General features: G+C 57.8%; 14 protein-coding genes. 2 read left to right on the top strand and 12 right to left on the bottom strand.

The features are described from left to right. Position 1: 1 nt before the first annotated feature. Positions 2–1,702, bottom strand: coding sequence for a type IV-A pilus assembly ATPase PilB (gene pilB / locus ACA063_RS24980; RefSeq protein WP_497663757.1), 1,701 nt, complete (start codon positions 1,700–1,702; stop codon positions 2–4). A 225-nt stretch (positions 1,703–1,927) separates the two neighbouring features. Between pilB and ACA063_RS24975 the strand changes: the two genes are divergently transcribed. Then, positions 1,928–2,338, top strand: a complete 411-nt coding sequence (locus ACA063_RS24975) for a pilin (RefSeq protein ID WP_497663756.1) — start codon at positions 1,928–1,930, stop codon at positions 2,336–2,338. 317 nt (positions 2,339–2,655) lie between these two features. Further along, positions 2,656–3,018 carry a BON domain-containing protein gene (locus tag ACA063_RS24970; RefSeq protein ID WP_497663755.1) on the top strand — a complete coding sequence of 121 codons (363 nt, stop codon included), beginning with the start codon at positions 2,656–2,658 and terminating at the stop codon, positions 3,016–3,018. A gap of 255 nt (positions 3,019–3,273) precedes the next feature. On the opposite strand, the gene ACA063_RS24965 is transcribed toward ACA063_RS24970, so the two are convergent. From ACA063_RS24965 to ACA063_RS24915, 11 genes are all read right to left on the bottom strand, one after another. Further along, on the bottom strand, positions 3,274–3,570 hold the full coding sequence (locus tag ACA063_RS24965; protein ID WP_497663754.1) for a DUF2845 domain-containing protein: 297 nt from the start codon (positions 3,568–3,570) through the stop codon (positions 3,274–3,276). Continuing rightward, positions 3,570–6,527 carry a DUF748 domain-containing protein gene (locus tag ACA063_RS24960; protein ID WP_497663753.1) on the bottom strand — a complete coding sequence of 986 codons (2,958 nt, stop codon included), beginning with the start codon at positions 6,525–6,527 and terminating at the stop codon, positions 3,570–3,572. The genes ACA063_RS24965 and ACA063_RS24960 overlap by 1 nt, the downstream gene beginning before the upstream one ends. Positions 6,528–6,620: 93 nt before the next feature. Beyond that, the gene (locus tag ACA063_RS24955) at positions 6,621–7,637 is read right to left on the bottom strand and encodes a class I SAM-dependent rRNA methyltransferase (protein WP_497663752.1); all 1,017 of its coding nucleotides are present in this window, start codon (positions 7,635–7,637) and stop codon (positions 6,621–6,623) included. A gap of 87 nt (positions 7,638–7,724) precedes the next feature. Next, positions 7,725–8,597, bottom strand: a complete 873-nt coding sequence (locus ACA063_RS24950) for an oxygenase MpaB family protein (RefSeq protein WP_497663751.1) — start codon at positions 8,595–8,597, stop codon at positions 7,725–7,727. A 150-nt stretch (positions 8,598–8,747) separates the two neighbouring features. After that, positions 8,748–10,685: an acetate--CoA ligase gene (gene acs / locus ACA063_RS24945; protein ID WP_497663750.1), complete on the bottom strand. Its 1,938-nt coding sequence runs from the start codon at positions 10,683–10,685 to the stop codon at positions 8,748–8,750. A gap of 153 nt (positions 10,686–10,838) precedes the next feature. After that, the gene (pgi, locus tag ACA063_RS24940; RefSeq protein ID WP_162437818.1) at positions 10,839–12,503 is read right to left on the bottom strand and encodes a glucose-6-phosphate isomerase; all 1,665 of its coding nucleotides are present in this window, start codon (positions 12,501–12,503) and stop codon (positions 10,839–10,841) included. Between the two features lie 337 nt (positions 12,504–12,840). Then, positions 12,841–13,701, bottom strand: coding sequence for a pantoate--beta-alanine ligase (gene panC / locus ACA063_RS24935; RefSeq protein WP_497663749.1), 861 nt, complete (start codon positions 13,699–13,701; stop codon positions 12,841–12,843). After that, entirely contained in the window at positions 13,698–14,498 is an 801-nt protein-coding gene (panB, locus tag ACA063_RS24930; protein ID WP_497663748.1) for a 3-methyl-2-oxobutanoate hydroxymethyltransferase, read from the bottom strand. Before panB ends, panC begins: the two co-directional genes overlap by 4 nt. Before the next feature lie 364 nt (positions 14,499–14,862). Further along, complete coding sequence (folK, locus tag ACA063_RS24925; protein WP_497663747.1) at positions 14,863–15,348, bottom strand: 2-amino-4-hydroxy-6-hydroxymethyldihydropteridine diphosphokinase; 486 nt, start codon at positions 15,346–15,348, stop codon at positions 14,863–14,865. A 3-nt stretch (positions 15,349–15,351) separates the two neighbouring features. Beyond that, the gene (locus ACA063_RS24920; RefSeq protein WP_490147735.1) at positions 15,352–16,752 is read right to left on the bottom strand and encodes a polynucleotide adenylyltransferase PcnB; all 1,401 of its coding nucleotides are present in this window, start codon (positions 16,750–16,752) and stop codon (positions 15,352–15,354) included. Positions 16,753–17,483: 731 nt separating this feature from the next. Further along, positions 17,484–18,923, bottom strand: a complete 1,440-nt coding sequence (locus ACA063_RS24915; RefSeq protein WP_497663746.1) for a sigma-54-dependent transcriptional regulator — start codon at positions 18,921–18,923, stop codon at positions 17,484–17,486. Positions 18,924–18,932 lie beyond the last annotated feature (9 nt).

Genomic DNA, 18,932 nt, shown 5'->3' with positions numbered 1-18,932 from the left:
TTCAGTCCTTGGTGACCCGGTTGATTTCTTCAAGGCTGGTGATGCCTTGCATGGCCTTTTGCAGACCGGAAGTACGCAGATCATCAAAACCGTCTTTGCGCATCTGAATATCGATTTCCAGTGAATTGCCTTCGGCCATGATCAGGTGTTGAAGCGCCGGCGTGTTTTTCACCACTTCATAAATCCCGACCCGGCCTTTATAGCCGTTGTTACAGAGGTCGCATCCGACCGGTTCAAAGATCGTGAACGAGCCGATGCGTTCCTCTGGGAAACCTTCCTTGAGCAATGCTTCGCGGGGTATGTCGATAGGTTTTTTGCAATGACTGCACAATTTGCGCGCAAGGCGCTGAGCGATGATCAGGCTGACGGACGTCGCAATGTTAAAGCCCTGAACACCCATGTTGTGCAGGCGGGTGAGGGTTTCCGCCGCACTGTTGGTGTGCAGGGTCGACAATACCAGGTGCCCGGTCTGGGCCGCCTTGATGGCGATTTCAGCGGTTTCGAGGTCACGGATTTCGCCGACCATGATCACGTCCGGGTCCTGCCGCAAAAAGGAGCGCAACGCCTGGGCAAAATCCAGGCCTTGCTTGGGATTGACGTTGACCTGGTTGACGCCTTCCATGTTGATTTCCACCGGGTCTTCGGCGGTGGAGATGTTGATGTCCACGGTGTTGAGAATGTTCAGGCCGGTGTAGAGCGATACGGTCTTGCCGGAACCCGTGGGGCCGGTGACCAGGATCATGCCCTGTGGCTGCCTCAGCGCGGCCATGTACAGATCTTTTTGCGCGGGTTCGTAACCGAGGGCGTCGATGCCCATTTGTGCGCTGGACGGATCGAGGATCCGGATCACCACTTTCTCGCCCCATAGGGTCGGCAGGGTATTGACCCGGAAGTCGATGGATTTGCTTTTGGACAGGCGCATTTTGATCCGCCCGTCCTGGGGGCGGCGTCGTTCGGAAATGTCGAGGCTGGCCATGACTTTCAACCGCGCGGCGATGCGGCCCGCCAGTTGAATCGGTGGCTTGGCAACTTCGCGCAGCATGCCGTCGGTGCGCATCCGCACGCGGTAGGTTTTTTCGTAAGGCTCGAAGTGCAGGTCCGAGGAGCCACTTTTTATCGCGTCGAGCAGCATCTTGTGGACGAAGCGAACCACTGGCGCGTCATCGGCATCCTGTCCAGCGATGGCGTCCGCTTTGCTGTCATCGGCTGAATCAATGTCCACGCCATCAAGGTCAACGTCGGCCATGTCTTCCAGGCCGGTGGAGTGGGTGTCGAAGAGTTTTTCGATGGCGTCGCTTAGCTTTTCATCCTCTACCAGAATGGCTTCGGTGGTCAGCCCGGTACTGAACTGGATGTCATTGATGACTTGATGGTTGGTCGGGTCGGAAACCCCCACGAACAACTTGTTACCACGCCGCCACAGGGGCAAGACGTGGTGTTGGCGCACGAGCTTTTCGCTGACCAGTCCTTTGGGCTGGCCTTCCTTGTCGAGGGCATTGAGGTCGAACAGCGCCATGCCGAAATGCTCGGAGGCGATCTCGGCGACTCGCCGGCTCTTCACCAGCCTGTTCTGCACCAGATAGCTGACCAGGGAGATGCGGTTGCGTTGGGCTTGCTGATACGCCTGTTGCGCGCTTTTGTCAGTCAGCAGCTCGGCCAGGACCAGTTGCTTGGCCAGGCCGCTAAGAGCGATGTCATTCATTGGGATACCGGACGCAGACAGTTCATGACTTATAGCCTAGTCAAGGGACGGAGCCAAACCAGCCGTGGTGAAGTGACAAAAAGTGTCAGATAGTGCGGATTACGAGGGCTCTAAAGATGGGTAATTTGCGCTTGCCCCCAGCGTGCAGGCGTTGCGGCTGTTGGCATGCGCTGTGCTGGGATAAATGCAGATCATGAGATTCCGACTCATGCATGGAGCTTGTCTATGAATAACCAAAAAGGTTTTACCCTGATCGAGCTGTTGATCGTTGTGGCGATCATCGGGATCCTGGCGACGTTCGCTATCCCGGCCTATTCGAAGTACCAGGCGCGGGCGAAGATGACGGCTGGCGCGGCCGAAGTATCGGCGCTGAAGGTCAATTATGAAGATGCGGTGAACTCCGGTACTGCGGCACCAGCAGCGACAGCCTTCAACCCCGCTGGCGATACGCAAAACTGCACCATCACCGCTGCTACGAGTCCTGCTTCAGGCATCGTTTGCACAATCAAAGGCGCACCTTCCGTTATTACCGGCGCAACTGTGACGTTGACTCGCGATGCCGCCAAAGGCTGGTCATGCGCCACCAGTGTTATCGCAGACTACGCGCCGAAAGGTTGCACGCCTGCTGCTGGCTGATCCAGTTTCAGCATCATCAAGAGCCCTGTATTTCGCGATACAGGGCTTTTTTTTGATTCTGATACGGCGCAATCGGGAAATTTGAGAAAACCCCCGACAATTCATGGCCTTAGGCCCACGCCAAAACCCGCAACTTGCATGTCCATTATTTCCAACTCATGCAAATTGCATGATTTCGAAAATCAGGTGATTTTTTAACCTGTTGATTTATAAGTAATTATTCTGTGTTTCAAAGTTGGCACAGCGTTCGCAATATACCCAGTAACCCTGCTGACAAGACACGCAGCAGACTTTCCAGAAAAACAGGAGTTACTCGTATGAAGAAGTTCGCTATCACTGCCGCTGCTGCTACCGCGCTGACCCTGACCCTGACCATGGCCGGTTCCGCATTTGCACAAACTACCCAGGCTACCCAGTCACCAATGGTGCTGGCCGCTGGTGAAGTGACCGAAGCCAAAGAAGCTACTTCCGATACCTGGATCACTACCAAAGTCAAAGCAGACCTGGTTACCGAAAAAGGCATTCCTGGTACCGACATCAAAGTTGAAACCAACAAAGGCGTTGTGTCCCTGTCGTCCACTGTTGCAGTGACTGACGCTCAGAAAACCACCGCAGTGGCCATCGCCAAGAAAATCAAAGGCGTCAAAGCGGTCTCCGCTGACGGCCTGAAAGCCGAGTAACGGCACGACTTCTCGCCTGAACCGGGAGAAGGCGCGATAGACGGGCCGAGCTATACGTCTGTCGCAGCTTTGGAGTTCATGCGAAGGCCACAAGGATGTGGCCATTACAGGCCCCGGCATTCGTGTCGGGGCCTGTTCTATTGTGGAATTAAAAGATCGCAGCCTCGTTTCACTCGACAGCTCCTACAGGAAGCGCACATCCCTTGTCGGTGTGTAGGCGCTGTCGAGTGAAACGGGGCTGCGATCTTTTGACGTTCAACTACCGCGCTTGCTGGTGATCTGCACCAGGCGATTACCCTCGAACCGCAAGTACTGGTACATCCCGCCATTCGGCCCGTAAGTCCACTCTTCGACCTGGAATTCTTCCCGTCGGTTAGCGCTGCGCTTATAGCCCAGCGGGTCGCGTGCGACGGGCTCCCCGCACTTCTGCAAGACCTCGCTGGAACGATCCCCGACGCTGATCAATTGACTGCCGCAGCGTAGCGTGTCGGCCGCCCAGACATTCCCCGCGATCAATGTCAGCGCCAGGCTGAAAAACACTCTGCGAATCATCACTCGGCATCCAGGTGCAGGGGCGTAATGACCCGGCCGTCGCTTTCAGCTTCGCCAAGGTTGGCGTCGATGAAGTAAACGCGGTCATCGGCCAATTGCCCCTTGTCGACCAGATAGTCCTTGATGGCGCTGGCGCGGTCCTGACCCAGCTGACGTAACAGCACGTCACTGGAACTCCAGAACTTGATCAAACCTTCGCGCATTTTCGCGGTGCGTTCTTCCTTGCCCAGGTCTTTCCACTCGGCAGGCGGTTGGGTCTTCAGGCGTGTGCGGTAGATCCCTTCCAGCAGCGCGCCCTTTTCGCCGTCCGGCACCTCCAGAAGAGAGGCTTGGGCCGGCACTTTATCGCCGCGACGCTGGAGCATTTTGTAGTAGTTGTATTGGTATTCCCGCTCCAGACGTTGCTCGGCAATCAGCGGGCCGTCACTGCTGGCTGCAGCGGTGCCTTCAATTTCCAGGCGAAGGGCTGGACGTTCCTTGAGGGCCTGGGACAGTTTGATCAATGCACCCTCGGCATCCTTGCTCAAGTCACTTGAACCCGGGGCGAAGGAAACGGTGCCCAGATCCTGCGACCCACCACCGCTGACCAGTCCGCCGATTAACTTGAAGGGTGCGGCAGCCGCTTTCACGATCAGGTTGCGCAGGGTTTGCCAGACGATCGGCATAACGCTGAACTGGGGATTGTTGAGATCGCCAGTGACCGGCAGTTCGATCGAGATCTTGCCGTCGACGTCCTTGAGCAACGCGATCGCCAGTTTCAACGGCAGGCTCACCGCATCGGGACTGTCGACTTTTTCGCCCAGTTGCAGCTGTTCGACCACCACTTTGTTTTCAGCTTTGAGCTGGCCTTTGGTGATGAGGTAGTGCAGGTCGAGATTAAGTCGGCCCTTGCGGATGCGGTAACCGGCAAATTTTCCGGAGTAGGGCGTCAGTGTGGTCAGTTCCACGCGCTTGAAGCTGGTCGCAATGTCCAGGCTGGCCATCGGGTCGAACGGGTTGACCGCGCCCTTGATGGTCACTGGCGCATAGCGGTCGACCTTGCCCTTGATGTCGACGGTGGCCGGTTTCATCTGGCGGCTGTCGATGGTGCCAATCGCACCGTTGAGCTGTTGGATGGCGGTGGCAAAGTTTGGCGTCAGGCTGAAGTCGGCGAAGTTGGCCGACCCGTCATTAATGGCAATGCCGCCAATGTGAATGCCCAGGGGTTTGTCTTTGCTGGCCGGTTTGGCGGCAGTGGATTTACTGCCGGAATCGGCCGGTTGCGGGATCAGCAAATCGTCGACGTTGGTTGTGCGGTCATCGTTGATCATGAAGCGTACGTAAGGCTGGAACAGGTTGACCTTGTCGATCGACAAGCTGTCGCCATGCTGATAATTCAGGCCCTCGACCACGACCTGTTGCCACTTGAGAAAGTCACGGGTCTTCAAGGTATCGAGGGTGTGCAGTTGATCGATCTGAGCTCGACCGGTGACGCTGAGCGCGAGGGGCTCGGTGCTTTTCAGGTCGACAGCCAGGTCACTGCCTAGCATGCCGCTGCGCAGTTCGAGGCGAATAAACGGGTTGATGTAGGACTGGGCGACACGCAGGTCGATATCTTTGGTTTGAACCTTGAGCTTCGCATTGACCGGCGCCAGATTGACGATGCCTTCCGCGGTGAGCTTGCCTTGCTTGCCGATGCCAGTGTCGAGCTTGAGGTCGAAAGGCGAGCCGTTGAGGCTGTCGAAGTTCTGTAGGTCGACGTTCAGCGGTCCGATGTCCAGCGCCACGTTGGGCTGAGCCTGACGGTCCGCCAGATGCACCTGGTAATCGCGCAGTTGCACGTCTTTGAGCAGCACCTGCCATGGCTTGCCGGGCGCGGCAGGTTCAGCTTTCGGTGAATCGGCGGCGGCTGGTGTGCTGACGGGTTCGGCGTCGGCTTTGACTTTGGCCGCCGGTTTGGATGGATGGCTGGCGAACAGCTTTTGCCAGTCGAGCTGTCCGTCGGCTTCGAGAGCAGCCCAGGTTTCCAGCTTTTGGCTGCGAATCTTGCCGACCACCACTTGCTGCTTGGCCAGGTCGACGGTGGTCTCACTGACGTCCAGACGTTCAAGTTTCGCCAAAGGACGACCGTCCGGGGCCTTGATGGCAAAGGGCGCGACACTGACCGCGACGTTGCTCAACAGCAGCTCTGTTTCCTTGGACAGATTGAGTTTGTAGTCAGTGCTGAGGTTTACAACGCCGTTCTCCAGCACCAGCGGCAAGGCATCGCGAACGTAAGGCCAAAACTGTTTCATCTGGCCGTTAGTGATTTTCAACTTACCTTCGGACGCAATCGGGATCAGGCTGAAATTGCCCGTCCAGTCAATTTGACCGCCGCCTGGACCGACCGCGACCAGTGTCATGTCGGCGTTGTCATCGGGCAGGGTGCTGAGGTTGTTCAGTTCGAAATCGAGTTTGTCGTAGAGAAACTCAATGGGTTCGCTGGGCCGCGCATCCTGGAAGTGCACGTAACCATCCGCGAATTTGATGCGCTCGATACGCATCGGGAAGGGTTTGGCGTCAGGGTCTGCGGGCGTTGGTTCACTCGCAGGCAGTTTGAACAGGCCGATCAGATTGAGCTGGCCTTCCTTGTTGAAGAGAATTTCGGTCTTGGCTTTGTCCAGCTCGATATCGGACAAATGCAGCGCCTTGGTCCAGAGGCTGTCGATCTGCAAATTGGCGTATAGACGTTCGAAGCCGACTTGCTCCTTGCCTGGCTCACCGATGGTCAGTCCCCACAGGGTCACTTCAAGGCTGAACGGGTTGAGTTCGATGCGTTGGAGATGTGCGGGCACTGTGGCGTAGTTAGCCAATTGTTGGTTGGCCACCCTTAGCGCAATGCCCGGCAAAATCAGAAACCCCAGCAGGCTGTAGAGGGCCAGAGCAGTCAACAAAGCGCCAATAGCGCGAATCAATCCTTTGGGCATGTGCGGCTTCATCTGTCTGAATCGGAGTGCCTTGGAGTATGGCACGCGTTTCTGGTTCCGAAGTGAACAGGCTTTGCCGGATTTGTCTGAAAGTGTCGGCAGATTTCAGAGCTGCAGGATCAGCGTTTTCAACGGAGGCTGATGGTCCATCGACGGGAAATCGGCGCCGGGCTTCATCACGGTCCACTCACGAACCGGCCGTCCAGCCTTCTCGGCGCAACGCAGTACCTGCTCGCGCCAGTCGTCCATGCTGACTTTCGCCAGGTTGTTGCAGCAGATCAGTACACCGTTGTCGGCGGTGGTCAGCAGCGCGGGTTTGAGCAGGCTCTGGTAGTCGCGCAGCAGGTCGACGGTGCCGAAAGCACTCTTCGCCCAGGCCGGCGGATCGAGCAGTACCAGGTCGTACTGACGCTGTTCCAGGCGCTGATAACTCGGTAGTTTCTGCCCGCGACGCTGGCTGATCGGCAGACCGGCCAGTTGGCGGATCGCCGGGAAATAATCGGACTGGATGAATTCCATGGTCGGCAATTGCGGGTTGAGCAGGCCATTCTCGCGTCCGACCGCGAGATTGCCCTCGGCAAAGTCCAGGTTGCACACTTCGCGCGCGCCACCGGCCGCAGCACTGAGGCCGACGCCACAGGTATACGCGAACAGGTTGAGTACGCTTTTGTTGCTGCTGTGTGCCTTGACCCAGCCACGGGTGTTGCGCAGGTCGAGAAACAACAGAGGGTCCTGACCCGCGTGACGACCGCGGACCCGGTAGTTGAGCCCCCACTCGTGACCGACCAGGTCCTGCAACGCGGCTTCGTCGGCTTGGTAGACCGTGTCTTCGCGGTCAATGCGTGAATTGCCACGGGAGCGGTCGTTGTAGACCAGCAGCGTTTCGACGCCCAAGTGTTGATTGATCGTGGCATGCAACTGCAGCAGGGCATCGCGTTCCAGCGCTTGATGGAAGCTTTGCACCAGCAACTGTGGACCGTAACGGTCAATGGTCAAACCGCCAGCGCCTTCCTGGCTGCCATGGAACAGGCGGTAGCAATCGGTGCCTTGCTGATGCAGTTCGGCAAGCAGGTCCTGGCGCTGATCGAGGGCGGCGCGCAGCGCCTGATTCAAGGAAGACATGCTGAGCGCCTTGCAGGAGGTAATTTGGCGCGGGAGTTTAACACTGTGCGCAAGGGGATTGTCTGTGGCGAGGTTGGACACCCTGGCTCAGGTCAGTAAGCCCATCCGCCGCTTGGCCCGCTGGACCGAACCGTTACGAACTGCCCAGCGCAACATCGGTGCGCTGCGATTGACACTGGCGCGGATCAGTTTGCGTTGAAGAGGGCTCTGGTGGACCCCCAGCATGTCGCTGGCCCAGTCCGGCAGCAGATCGATCCCGGCTTGCATCATCAACCCACCGAACGGCTTGGCCAACCGGCTGGGGGATGGCGCGTTCATGAGCAGCCGTAACACCTCGCGACTGCGGTCATCGCACAGTAACTGCGGGCGGATGCGCTCAAGGTAGTTGGCAATGTCCTGCCGCGAGTGAGGTACATCACGGGCGCCCAACCGTTGCGCAACCAAAGCGATTTCGTCGTAATACCGGTCCTGATCCGCCAGGGACAGGTGCGGATTTCGATACCGCAGGTGCGCAGCGAGGAAGTTGCTGACTTCGGCCACATGAACCCAGGTCAACAGATCGGGGTCGCTGGCAGCGTAGGGGCGTCCGTCAGGCGCGGTGCCGGTGACTTGAAGGTGAATGGTGCGGACTTTCTCGATCAACCAGTCGGCATCTTTTCGCGAGCCGAAGGTGGTGCCGGAGATGAACTGGCCGGTGCGGCGCAATCGGCCGAGCATGTCCTCGCGAAAATTCGAGTGGTCCCACACCCCGGCCAGCGCCAAGGGGTGCAAGGCTTGCAACATCAGCGCGCTGATACCACCAATCAGCATGCTGCTGAAGTCGCCATGAACTTGCCAGCTCACCGAGTCGGGACCGAACAGGCCGGGATCGCCTTTGGGGTTTTCCAGGTCAAGTTTGCCGAGGGACAGGCCGGTCAGGCTCATGATCTGGGTTTCGATGCGGTTGCGGATGAATTCCATGGCGACTCAATGGCGAAAAAATTAAGGACTTGGATTACCCCCTGTAGGAGCTGCCGAAGGCTGCGATCTTTTGATCTTGATTCTGAAAAAACAAGATCAAAAGATCGCATCCTTCGGCAACTCCTACACGGGACGTCCCGAGTCCCGGTGTTATTGATTCAGGCGCTTATCAACCAACTCCTGAACCACACTTGGATCGGCCAGGGTCGAGGTGTCGCCCAAGGTGTCGAGCTCATTGCAGGCGATCTTGCGCAGAATTCGTCGCATGATCTTGCCTGATCGGGTCTTCGGCAAGGCCGGTGCCCACTGGATAAGATCCGGCTTGGCGAAGCTGCCGATTTCCTTGCTGACATGATCCAGCAACTCTTTTTTCAGCTGATCGTTGGGCTCGGTGCCATTCATGGGCGTGACGAAGGCATAGATGCCCTGGCCTTTGACGTCGTGAGGGTAACCGACCACGGCGGCCTCGGCGATGCTGTCGTGCACAACCAGCGCGCTTTCCACTTCTGCAGTGCCGATGCGGTGCCCGGAGACGTTGATCACGTCGTCGATTCGCCCGGTGATCCAGTAATCGCCATCCTCGTCGCGCCGCGCGCCATCGCCAGTGAAGTAATAGCCGGGGTAGGGTTTGAAGTAGGTGTCGACCATTCGTTGAGGGTCGCCATATACGCTACGGATCTGCGCCGGCCAGCTTGACTTGATCGCCAGTACGCCGCTGCCGGCGCCCTTGATTTCCTTGCCCGTCTCATCAAGTAACACCGGTTGCACGCCGAACATCGGTTGGGTGGCGCAACCGGGTTTGATGCGCTGGGCGCTGACCAGCGGGCTGAGCATGATGCCGCCGGTTTCGGTCTGCCACCAGGTGTCGACGATAGGGCAACGTTGCTCGCCGACGGCGTTGAAGTACCAGTCCCAGGCTTCCGGATTGATCGGCTCGCCGACGCTGCCGAGCAGTCGCAGGCTCGCCCGGGACGTTTCCTTCAGGGGCTCGGGGCCTTCGCGCATCAGTGAGCGCAGGGCTGTCGGGGCGGTGTAGAAGATGTTGACGTGGTGTTTGTCGATGACCTGCCAGAAGCGCGAGCTGCTCGGATAGCTGGGCACACCTTCGAAGATCAGCGTGGTCGCGCCGTTGGCGAGGGGGCCGTAGACGATGTAACTGTGGCCGGTGACCCAGCCGACATCGGCCGTGCACCAGAAAACTTCGTTATCACGGTAGTCGAGTACGTACTTGAACGTCATCGCCGCTTGCAGCAAGTAGCCGCCGGTGGAGTGCAGTACGCCTTTGGGTTTGCCGGTGCTGCCAGAGGTATAGAGGATGAACAGCGGGTCTTCGGCGTCCATCGGTTCGGGCGGGCAGTCATCGCTGGCATCGCGCAATGCCTGGTGATACCAGATATCCCGACCTTCGACCCAGTCCACTTCGCCTTGCGTGCGCTCGACCACAATGACGGTGCTGACGTTCGGACAGCTTTTCAGCGCCTGGTCGACCTTCTGTTTGAGCGGTACGGATTTGCCACCACGCACGCCTTCATCCGCGGTGATGACCGTGCGGCAATCGGCGTCGAGTATCCGGTCGCGGACGGAGTCGGGGGAGAATCCGCCAAATACCACCGAATGCACCGCCCCGATGCGCGTGCAGGCGAGCATGGCGTAAGCCGCTTCGGGAATCATCGGCATGTAGATGCACACCCGGTCGCCTTTTTTTACCCCACGGCTTTTCAACACGTTGGCCAGGCGGCAGACGTTATGGTGGAGTTTTTTGTAGGTGATCTGGGCGGACTCGGCGGGATCGTCGCCTTCCCAGATGATTGCAATTTGATCGCCACGTTGTTTCAGGTGACGGTCGATGCAGTTGTAGCTGACGTTCAACTGGCCGCCGGAGAACCAGCTGGCTTCACCTGTTTTCAGGTTGTAGCGCTGGACAGTGTCCCAGGGGGCGCTCCAGTCGAGGAAGCGTGTGGCTTGTTCGGCCCAGAAAGTACTGGGGTGTTCGATGGATTGGCGGTACAGGCGCTTGTAGTCGTCTTGACTCAGATTCGCAGCCCGGCGGACGGCATCGGCTTCGGGGAACGTGCTGATATCGAACATGACGGTTCCTTATTCTTGTTTTGCGACAAGAGGGGAGCAGCGCGACCCTCGTAGGAGCTGCCGAAGGCTGCGATCTTTTGATCTTCAAAATCAAAAGATCGCAGCCTTCGGCAGCTCCTACAAGGTTAGTACTCTCGCAGGAACGGCGTCAGCTTAACCGCGGTGACGACCGCGGAAATAGTTGATCAGACCCTGGGTCGACGCATCGTCAGCCGGAGTTTCTTCGCTGCCGACCAGGCGGTTGTAGACACCTTTGCCGAGTTCTTTGCCCAGTTCCACACCCCATTGGTCGAAGGCGTTGATGCCCCAGATCACGCTTTGCACGAAGACTTTGTGTTCGTACATCGCCACCAATGCGCCGAGACGACGTGGGCTGATGCGCTCCACCACGATGGTGTTGCTCGGTCGGTTGCCCGGGATCACCTTGTGCGGCGCGACTGTGTGAATTTCTTCTTCACTCATGCCTTTGTCGCGCAGCTCGGTTTCGGCTTCGGCCAGTGTCTTGCCGAGCATCAATGCCTGGCTTTGGGACAGGCAGTTGGCGTACAGCCACTGGTGGTGGTCGGAGACCGGGTTGAAGCTGACGATCGGCACGATGAAGTCGGCCGGAATCAGTTGGGTACCCTGGTGCAGCAACTGGTGATAGGCGTGTTGGCCGTTGCAACCCACGCCGCCCCAGATGACCGGGCCCGTTTCGGTGGACACCGGCGTGCCATCCTGGCGAACACTCTTGCCGTTGGATTCCATATCCAGCTGTTGCAAATGCTTGGTGATGTTACGCAGGTAGTGATCGTACGGCAGGATCGCGTGACTCTGCGCGCCCCAGAAATTGCCGTACCAGACGCCGAGCAGCGCCAGCAATACCGGCATGTTCTGTTCGAAAGGAGCGCTCTGGAAATGCTGGTCCATGGTGTAGGCACCGGACAGCAGTTCCTTGAAGTTGGACATGCCGATGGCCAGGGCAATCGGCAGACCGATGGCCGACCACAACGAGTAACGGCCGCCAACCCAGTCCCACATCGGGAAGATGTTTTCTTCACGAATACCGAAAGCCACTGCTGCCGCGTTGTTGCTGGAAACGGCGATAAAGTGACGGTACAGCTCGGCCTCGGAGCCGCCCTGAGCCAAGTACCAGGCGCGCGCAGCCTGGGCGTTCTTCAGGGTTTCGAGGGTATTGAAGGATTTCGACGAAACGATGAACAGCGTGGTCTCGGCACGCAGCTTCATGGTCAGCTCGTGGAATTCACTGCCATCGATGTTCGCCAGATAATGGCAACGCACGCCTTTCTGGGCGTAGGACAGCAGTGCTTCGGACACCAGTTCCGGGCCGAGGAACGAACCACCGATGCCGATGTTGACCACGTCAGTGATCGGCTTCTCGGTGTAACCACGCCATAAACCATCGTGGATGCGGCCCACGAGATCGGTGATCTGATTCAGCACCTTGTGCACTTCCGGCATCACGTTGACGCCGTTGACCGACAACTTGTCGCCAACTGGACGGCGCAGTGCGGTGTGCAGGGCAGGGCGACCTTCGGACGAGTTGACGATTTCGCCTTCAAACAGCGACTTGATAGCGCCTTTGAGGTCGACTTCGTTGGCCAGACCCACCAGCAGGTTGCGGGTCTCGGCGTTGATCAGGTTTTTCGAGTAATCGAGAAACAGACCGCAGCTACTGAGGGTGAATTGGGTAAAGCGCTGCGGATCGGCATTAAACGCTTCGCGCATGCTGAAATCCTGCATGGCTTGGCGGTGATCATTCAACGCTTGCCAGGCGGGCAGAGCGGTCACGTCGTGAGGAGTGCGGTAGTACGCCATCGCTGCGGGTTTCCTTTTTACTTGAACGGCCTTTTGAACACTAAAAATACCGGATCGCTGCGGGTGGGCGTCCGGTCAACTGCGTCTTCACGTTTTCATGGCGCAGGGCGAATACAGTAACCTTCGCGCTGCGATCTGTCTTGACTTTGTCTGACCCGTCCCCGGTACTTTTTTATACATAAAGAAGAGGGCGAGCCGACAAACGGAAGGATGTGCGGGTTTTGGCTCGGTCAGGCGACCGGAACCGGGTAGGGGAAAGCTTAACCAGACTCACTGTCGAAGCAGGCGCGAATCTGCTGGGTCATCCAGCATCATGCTGGATGACCGACCGCACTTTCTACAATGTGGCGTCGAGGTTGATGTGCAGGTTGTCGATCAGGCGCGTTGTCCCCAGATATGCGGCTACCAGAATGACCAGGTCCCGATCCTGCGGGGTCGCCGGACGCAAAGTCCGCGCTTCACGGATTTCCAGGTAGTCCGGGCGCAGCCCGGCGGTTTCCAGCTGTTTGATCTGGGCATCGATGAGCGCCGGGAAATCCCTGTCGCCCTGTTTGATCGCCTCGCCAATTTGCGTCAGGCCTCGATACACCACGGGTGCAACGGAGCGCTGTTGTTCATCGAGAAAGCCATTGCGCGAGGAAAGCGCCAGGCCATCGGCTGCACGAACAGTGGGCTCGCCAATGATTTGCACAGGCATGTTCAGGTCATGGACCAGGGACTTGATCACGGCCAATTGCTGGAAGTCTTTCTGGCCAAAAATCGCCAGGTCTGGCTGGACCATGTTGAACAGCTTGCTGACCACTGTCGCCACGCCTTCGAAGTGACCGGGACGACTGGCGCCGCACAGGCCTTCGGAGAGCTGTGGAACGCTGACGCGGGTCTGACCTTGCATGCCGTCCGGGTACATCTCTTCGACGCTTGGCGCGAACAATAATTGGCAGCCCGCCTGGAGCAGTTTTTCCTGATCCGCAGCGAGAGTTCGCGGGTATTTGTCGAGGTCTTCGCCGGCCCCAAATTGCAACGGGTTGACGAAGATGCTCGCGACCACGAAATCCACTCGTTGAGTGGCTTTGGTAATCAACGCGATATGGCCGCTGTGCAGGTTGCCCATGGTGGGCACGAAGCCGATGCGCTTGCCTTCGCTACGGGCGCGGGCGACGGCGGCCCGAAGTTCGCGTACGGTTTTTACGGTGTTCATGCAGAGAATCCGTGTTCGATACCTGGGAAGGTCGCCGCTTTGACCTCGGTGACGTAAGCAGTCAAGGCCGCATCAATGCTGGTTTGACCGGCCATGAAGTTTTTCACGAATTTAGGCATGCGACCTGTAATCGACAAGCCCAGCATGTCGTGCATCACTAATACCTGGCCATCTGTGGCGCTGCCTGCGCCGATGCCGATAACCGGGATCTTCACTGCCTGGGTGATTTCTTCGGCCAGCTCGCTCGGGACGCATTCAAGCAGCAGCATCGCTGCGCCGGCTTGTTCCAGCGAGATCGCATCGGCACGCATTTGTCGCGCCTGGTTTTCGTTGCGTCCCTGTACTTTGTAGCCGCCCAGGATGTTCACTGATTGAGGTGTCAGCCCCATGTGTGCGCAGACCGGGATGCCACGCTCGGCCAGCAAGCGAATCGAGTCCGCAAGCCACAATGCCCCTTCAACCTTGATCATGTGCGCACCGGCCTGCATCAACAGCGCGCTGTTGGTCATGGCTTGTTCAGTGGTGGCGTAGGCCATGAAAGGCAGGTCGGCGAGGATCAATGCGTCGGTGTTGCCGCGTTTGACGCACGCCACGTGGTAAGCCATCTCAGCGGTGGTCACCGGCAGCGTGCTGTCATGACCCTGCAAAACCATGCCGAGGGAGTCACCCACCAACAGCACTTCGACGCCAGCCTGATTGCAGGCGTGGGCGAAGGTCGCGTCATAGCAGGTCAGCATAGTGATTTTTTCACCTTTTTGCTTGAGACCTTGCAGGGTGGTCAGGGTAATGGCTGGCATGAAAAGTTCCTCATTCAGGCGCTGTGAAAACTACTGCGAGTAACGCGCGTGATTCTTCGTTAAATACAGGCGCACGGTCTGTTGTCGTGCTTTTAAGGCCTGGATTGCGCCCTTCAACGCCGTGTTGGCGGCAACGGGACGCCTATAGTCGTGAGGAGAACTCGGGAAGTCAATTGCGTGTGTTACCGCATTGTTACGCATGAGGTGTTACCGGCGTAACTGATGCGATTCAGCAATATTTTTCGAGTACAGCACAAACCAATGTGGGAGCGAGCCTGCTCGCGATTACGGTATGACATTCAACGACGATGGTGAGTGTGAGATCGCTTTCGCGAGCAGGCTCGCTCCTACAGGGGGAAAGTGTTCAATTTTGGGGAATGCGTTCCAGCCCGACAAACGGGCAAGCCTGGAGTAATTCCCTAAGTACCCGGCCATCGGCCAAGTGCAGGTCCGCAGGCGCCAGCTCGGCCAGCGGATACAGTACAAACGCGCGTTCTTGCAGATGGTAGTGGGGGACTTTGAGGCGAGGCTCGTCGATCAGTCGGTCGCCGAACAGCACGATGTCCAGATCCAGCGTGCGTGGCCCCCAACGTTCAAGGCGTTCGCGCCCCTGTTCGTTCTCGATGGCTTGCAGCGCATCCAGTAGTTCCAGTGGCGGGAGCAGGCTGTCGAGAGCGGCCACCGCGTTGGTGTAACGCGGTTGGCCAGGCAGCAATGAATCGCTTTGATAAAACGCGGAAACGGCGACCAGTTCCGTACGTGGCAGTTGCGCCAGCGCATCCACCGCGCTGCGCAATTGTTCGGCGGGGGCAGCCAGGTTGCTGCCCATGCCGATGTAGATGCGTTCCATGAGTTACTCGCCCGTGGTGCTCGGTGCGTCGGCTGTACGCTTGCGCTTTGCGCCACCGCTACGGCGACGTTTGCGCGGCGCACCGGTGCCTTCGTCTTTACCACTGAGGTCGCGGATCATGTCACGGCGCTCGCTGTCGTTGGCGTCCTGATAATCCGTCCACCATTCACCAAGGCCGTCGGTTTGTTCCCCGGCGCTCTCACGCAACAGCAGGAAGTCATAACCGGCCCGGAACCGTGGATTGTCGAGCAACAGGTCGGCACGTTTGCCGCTGCGGCGTGGCAAGCGCTCCTGCATGTCCCAGATCTCGCGGATCGGCATGGTAAAGCGCTTAGGAATCGCGATGCGCTGACACTGTTCGGCAATCAGTTCGTGAGCGGCTTCCTGCATTGCCGGAATCGGCGGCATGCCACGCTCTTGCAGACGCAACACGCGCGCCGGCAAAGCAGGCCACAGCAGCGCTGCAAACAGGAATGCCGGGGTCACCGGTTTGTTTTGCTTGATCCGCAGGTCGGTGTTGACCAAGGCTTCGCTGATCAGCGTGTGAGTGTAGGTAGGGTTGTATTCCAACGCTTCGGCACTGGCCGGGAACAGCGGGTCGAACAGCTGCAAATCCACCAGCATTTCGAAGGTGTCTGCGGCATGGCCGGAGAGGAACAATTTGAGTACTTCTTCAAACAGACGAGCCGACGGTATCTCTCGAAGCATCGGGGCGAGTTCGCGGATCGGCGCGGCACTGTGCTTTTCGATGCCGAAATTCAGTTTGGCGGCGAAACGTACGGCTCGCAGCATCCGAACCGGGTCTTCCTGATAGCGCTGCTTCGGATCGCCGATCAGTCGGATCAAATGATTGCGAATATCGTGGACGCCGTTGGCGTAGTCGAGAATGCGCTCACTGACCGGATCGTAATACAGGGCGTTGATGGTGAAATCGCGGCGCTGCGCGTCTTCTTCCAGGGTCCCGTAAACGTTGTCGCGAAGGATGCGCCCACTCTCATTGCGTGAGGACTGGTTGCTGTCTTCTTCTTCATCGTTTTGCGGGTGATTGGCGCGGAAGGTCGCGACCTCGATGATTTCGCGGCCAAAATGTATATGCACCAATTTGAAGCGACGGCCAATAATCCGCGCGTTGCGGAATTCAGCTCTTACCTGTTCAGGCGTAGCACTGGTGGCGACGTCAAAATCTTTTGGCGTGATGCCGAGCATCATGTCGCGCACACAGCCGCCAACCAGATAGGCCTGGTAACCGGCGTTCTGCAGGCGTTCGACGATATTCACCGCGTATCGGCTGAATTGTGACTTCTGCAGCGAGTGTTGGCTGCTGTTGAGCACTTCAGGCGTACTGCGAATGTGTTGCGTATGACGCTTGGGAGAACGGAATGACTGGAACAACTTCTTCAGCATGGGATGCACTGTTTGAAGGAATGTTCGGCCATAACGAAGAATGACCGCATGATGGGCGGGGATTCTAGCATTTAGTCGGGGGATGGTGTAGGAAGCTGCGCAACGGGATGAAGGACGAATAATCGGACAGCGGCGTCAGAGGCCGCATGATCGTCAAATCCCGGAAACTACAAGGGGAGCCGAAGCTCCCCAAGAAGTAGTTGCATGCTCTATTTTTATTATTGGTTTCGGGCTTTTTGTTTTTGTTAAGTGCCCTCGTCATGAAGATTTTCCTTCATGACCCTCCCAATCGGGAGCCAAGAGCAAACGGATTGCTTTGGTCGCTGTGCTGCAGTGATCTATCGATCCAACCAGTTCAGGCTCTGTCTTAGGACAGTTTTTGTTGTTCTCGGCCTGGTCGTGGGGCAAGCCCCAAATACAACGCCTCTCCAAAAGAATCAGTTAGCTGCGCCTCTCGCCGTCTTGTTTTTATTGTGCGTGAGTCGATTCGTCTTATTTTTATTGTCTTGTGCATTGCTTGTTATTGTTCTTGTACTAAACATATAGCAGGGTGCGTGCCAACTTTTGCGAAGCCCAGCAAAACAAGGGGTTAGGCACTGAAGCGGGTATTTGCGAGGCCAAAAAAAGCCGGGGCTTCGTTACCGTAAGCCCCGGCTTCTGTTACGTGAAAAACCTGAGGTAACAGTTTTTTCACACAATCAGCTGTTATCTGCACATTCGAAAGGTGACGTTCAGCTTTCGCTGGCCACACCGGTCTTGCGCCGTGGAATGCCCAGGCGCTGACGGCGTTCCCACAGGCATTTACGACTGACCCCAAGTTTGCGGGCCAGCTCGGTCTCGGTCATATGGTCCTGATGCTCGAGCACGAAGTGCTGGAAGTAGTCTTCCAGTGACAGGTCTTCCGTGGGCTCATGGCTGGTGTTACTGGCACTGCCGCCCTGTTGCGGGGCAAGGCCGATGAACTCATCGTCATCCAGATCATTCAGCTCGATGTCGATCCCCAGCAGTTCAGCGGAAATCTCCGGGCTTTCGCAAAGAATGACGGCGCGCTCTACAGCGTTTTCCAGTTCACGAACGTTACCCGGCCATGAATAGTGACGAATCGCTTGCTCGGCATCCGGCGCAAACTTAAGGTCCGTGCGGTTGACTCGGGCACTTTGTCGCGCCAGGAAGGCAGTGGCGATTTCGTTGACGTCTGCACCACGCTCACGCAGCGCTGGCAATTTCAGGGCAATGACGTGGAGGCGGTAATACAAGTCTTCACGGAACTGGCCGATCTTCGCCAGGCTCTTGAGGTCCCGGTGAGTCGCTGCGATCAGTCGAACGTCGACTTTCTGCGATTGCACGGAACCGACTCGGCGAATCTCGCCTTCCTGCAATACGCGCAACAGACGAGCCTGAGCTTCCAGTGGCAGTTCGCCAATTTCGTCGAGGAACAGTGTGCCGCCATCGGCAGCTTCCACCAGACCGGCGCGACCGGCGCTGGCACCGGTAAACGCACCTTTTTCGTGGCCGAACAGTTCGGACTCGATCAGGCTTTCCGGAATGGCTGCGCAGTTCACCGAAATCATCGGCGCCTTGGCACGTTTGGACAGGTTGTGCAGCGCCCGCGCCACCAGTTCCTTACCGGTGCCTGATTCGCCCTGGATCAGGACATTTGAGTCAGTCGGGGCCACTTTGCGGATCTTGCTGTACAGATCCTGCATCGGGGGGCACGAACCGATGATGCCGATTTCGCCATTGCTGTTGTCGACACCGGTTTTTGCCGTGCCATTGCCCGCCTTGGCACTGGCAGGCTCACCGACAGTGCTTTGCACCGATTGCCGATCACGCAGGATTCGTGCGACCGCCTGAAGCATTTCATCGTGATCGAAAGGCTTGGCGATGTAGTCCACCGCGCCCATCTTCATCGAGTCGACCGCTGAGCGCAGGCTGGCGTAGCTGGTCATGATCAGCACCGGCGTACCTTGGCCGAGCTTGATCAGCTCGGTACCCGGTGCGCCTGGTAAACGCAGATCGCTGACGATCAGGTCGAACGTGGGGATTGTGAAACGTTCTTGTGCTTCCTGCACAGAACCGGCTTCGCTGACCTGGTACTGGTTACGTTCCAGCAGGCGGCGCAAGGCGGAGCGGATAATTGTTTCGTCTTCGACGATCAAAATGTGCGGCATTGATTCGAT

It is taken from the genome of Pseudomonas sp. LBUM1643 (assembly GCF_059716215.1).
The sequence above is the reverse complement of the archived record's forward strand: the minus strand, read 5'-3'. Positions and strand labels throughout refer to the sequence as shown.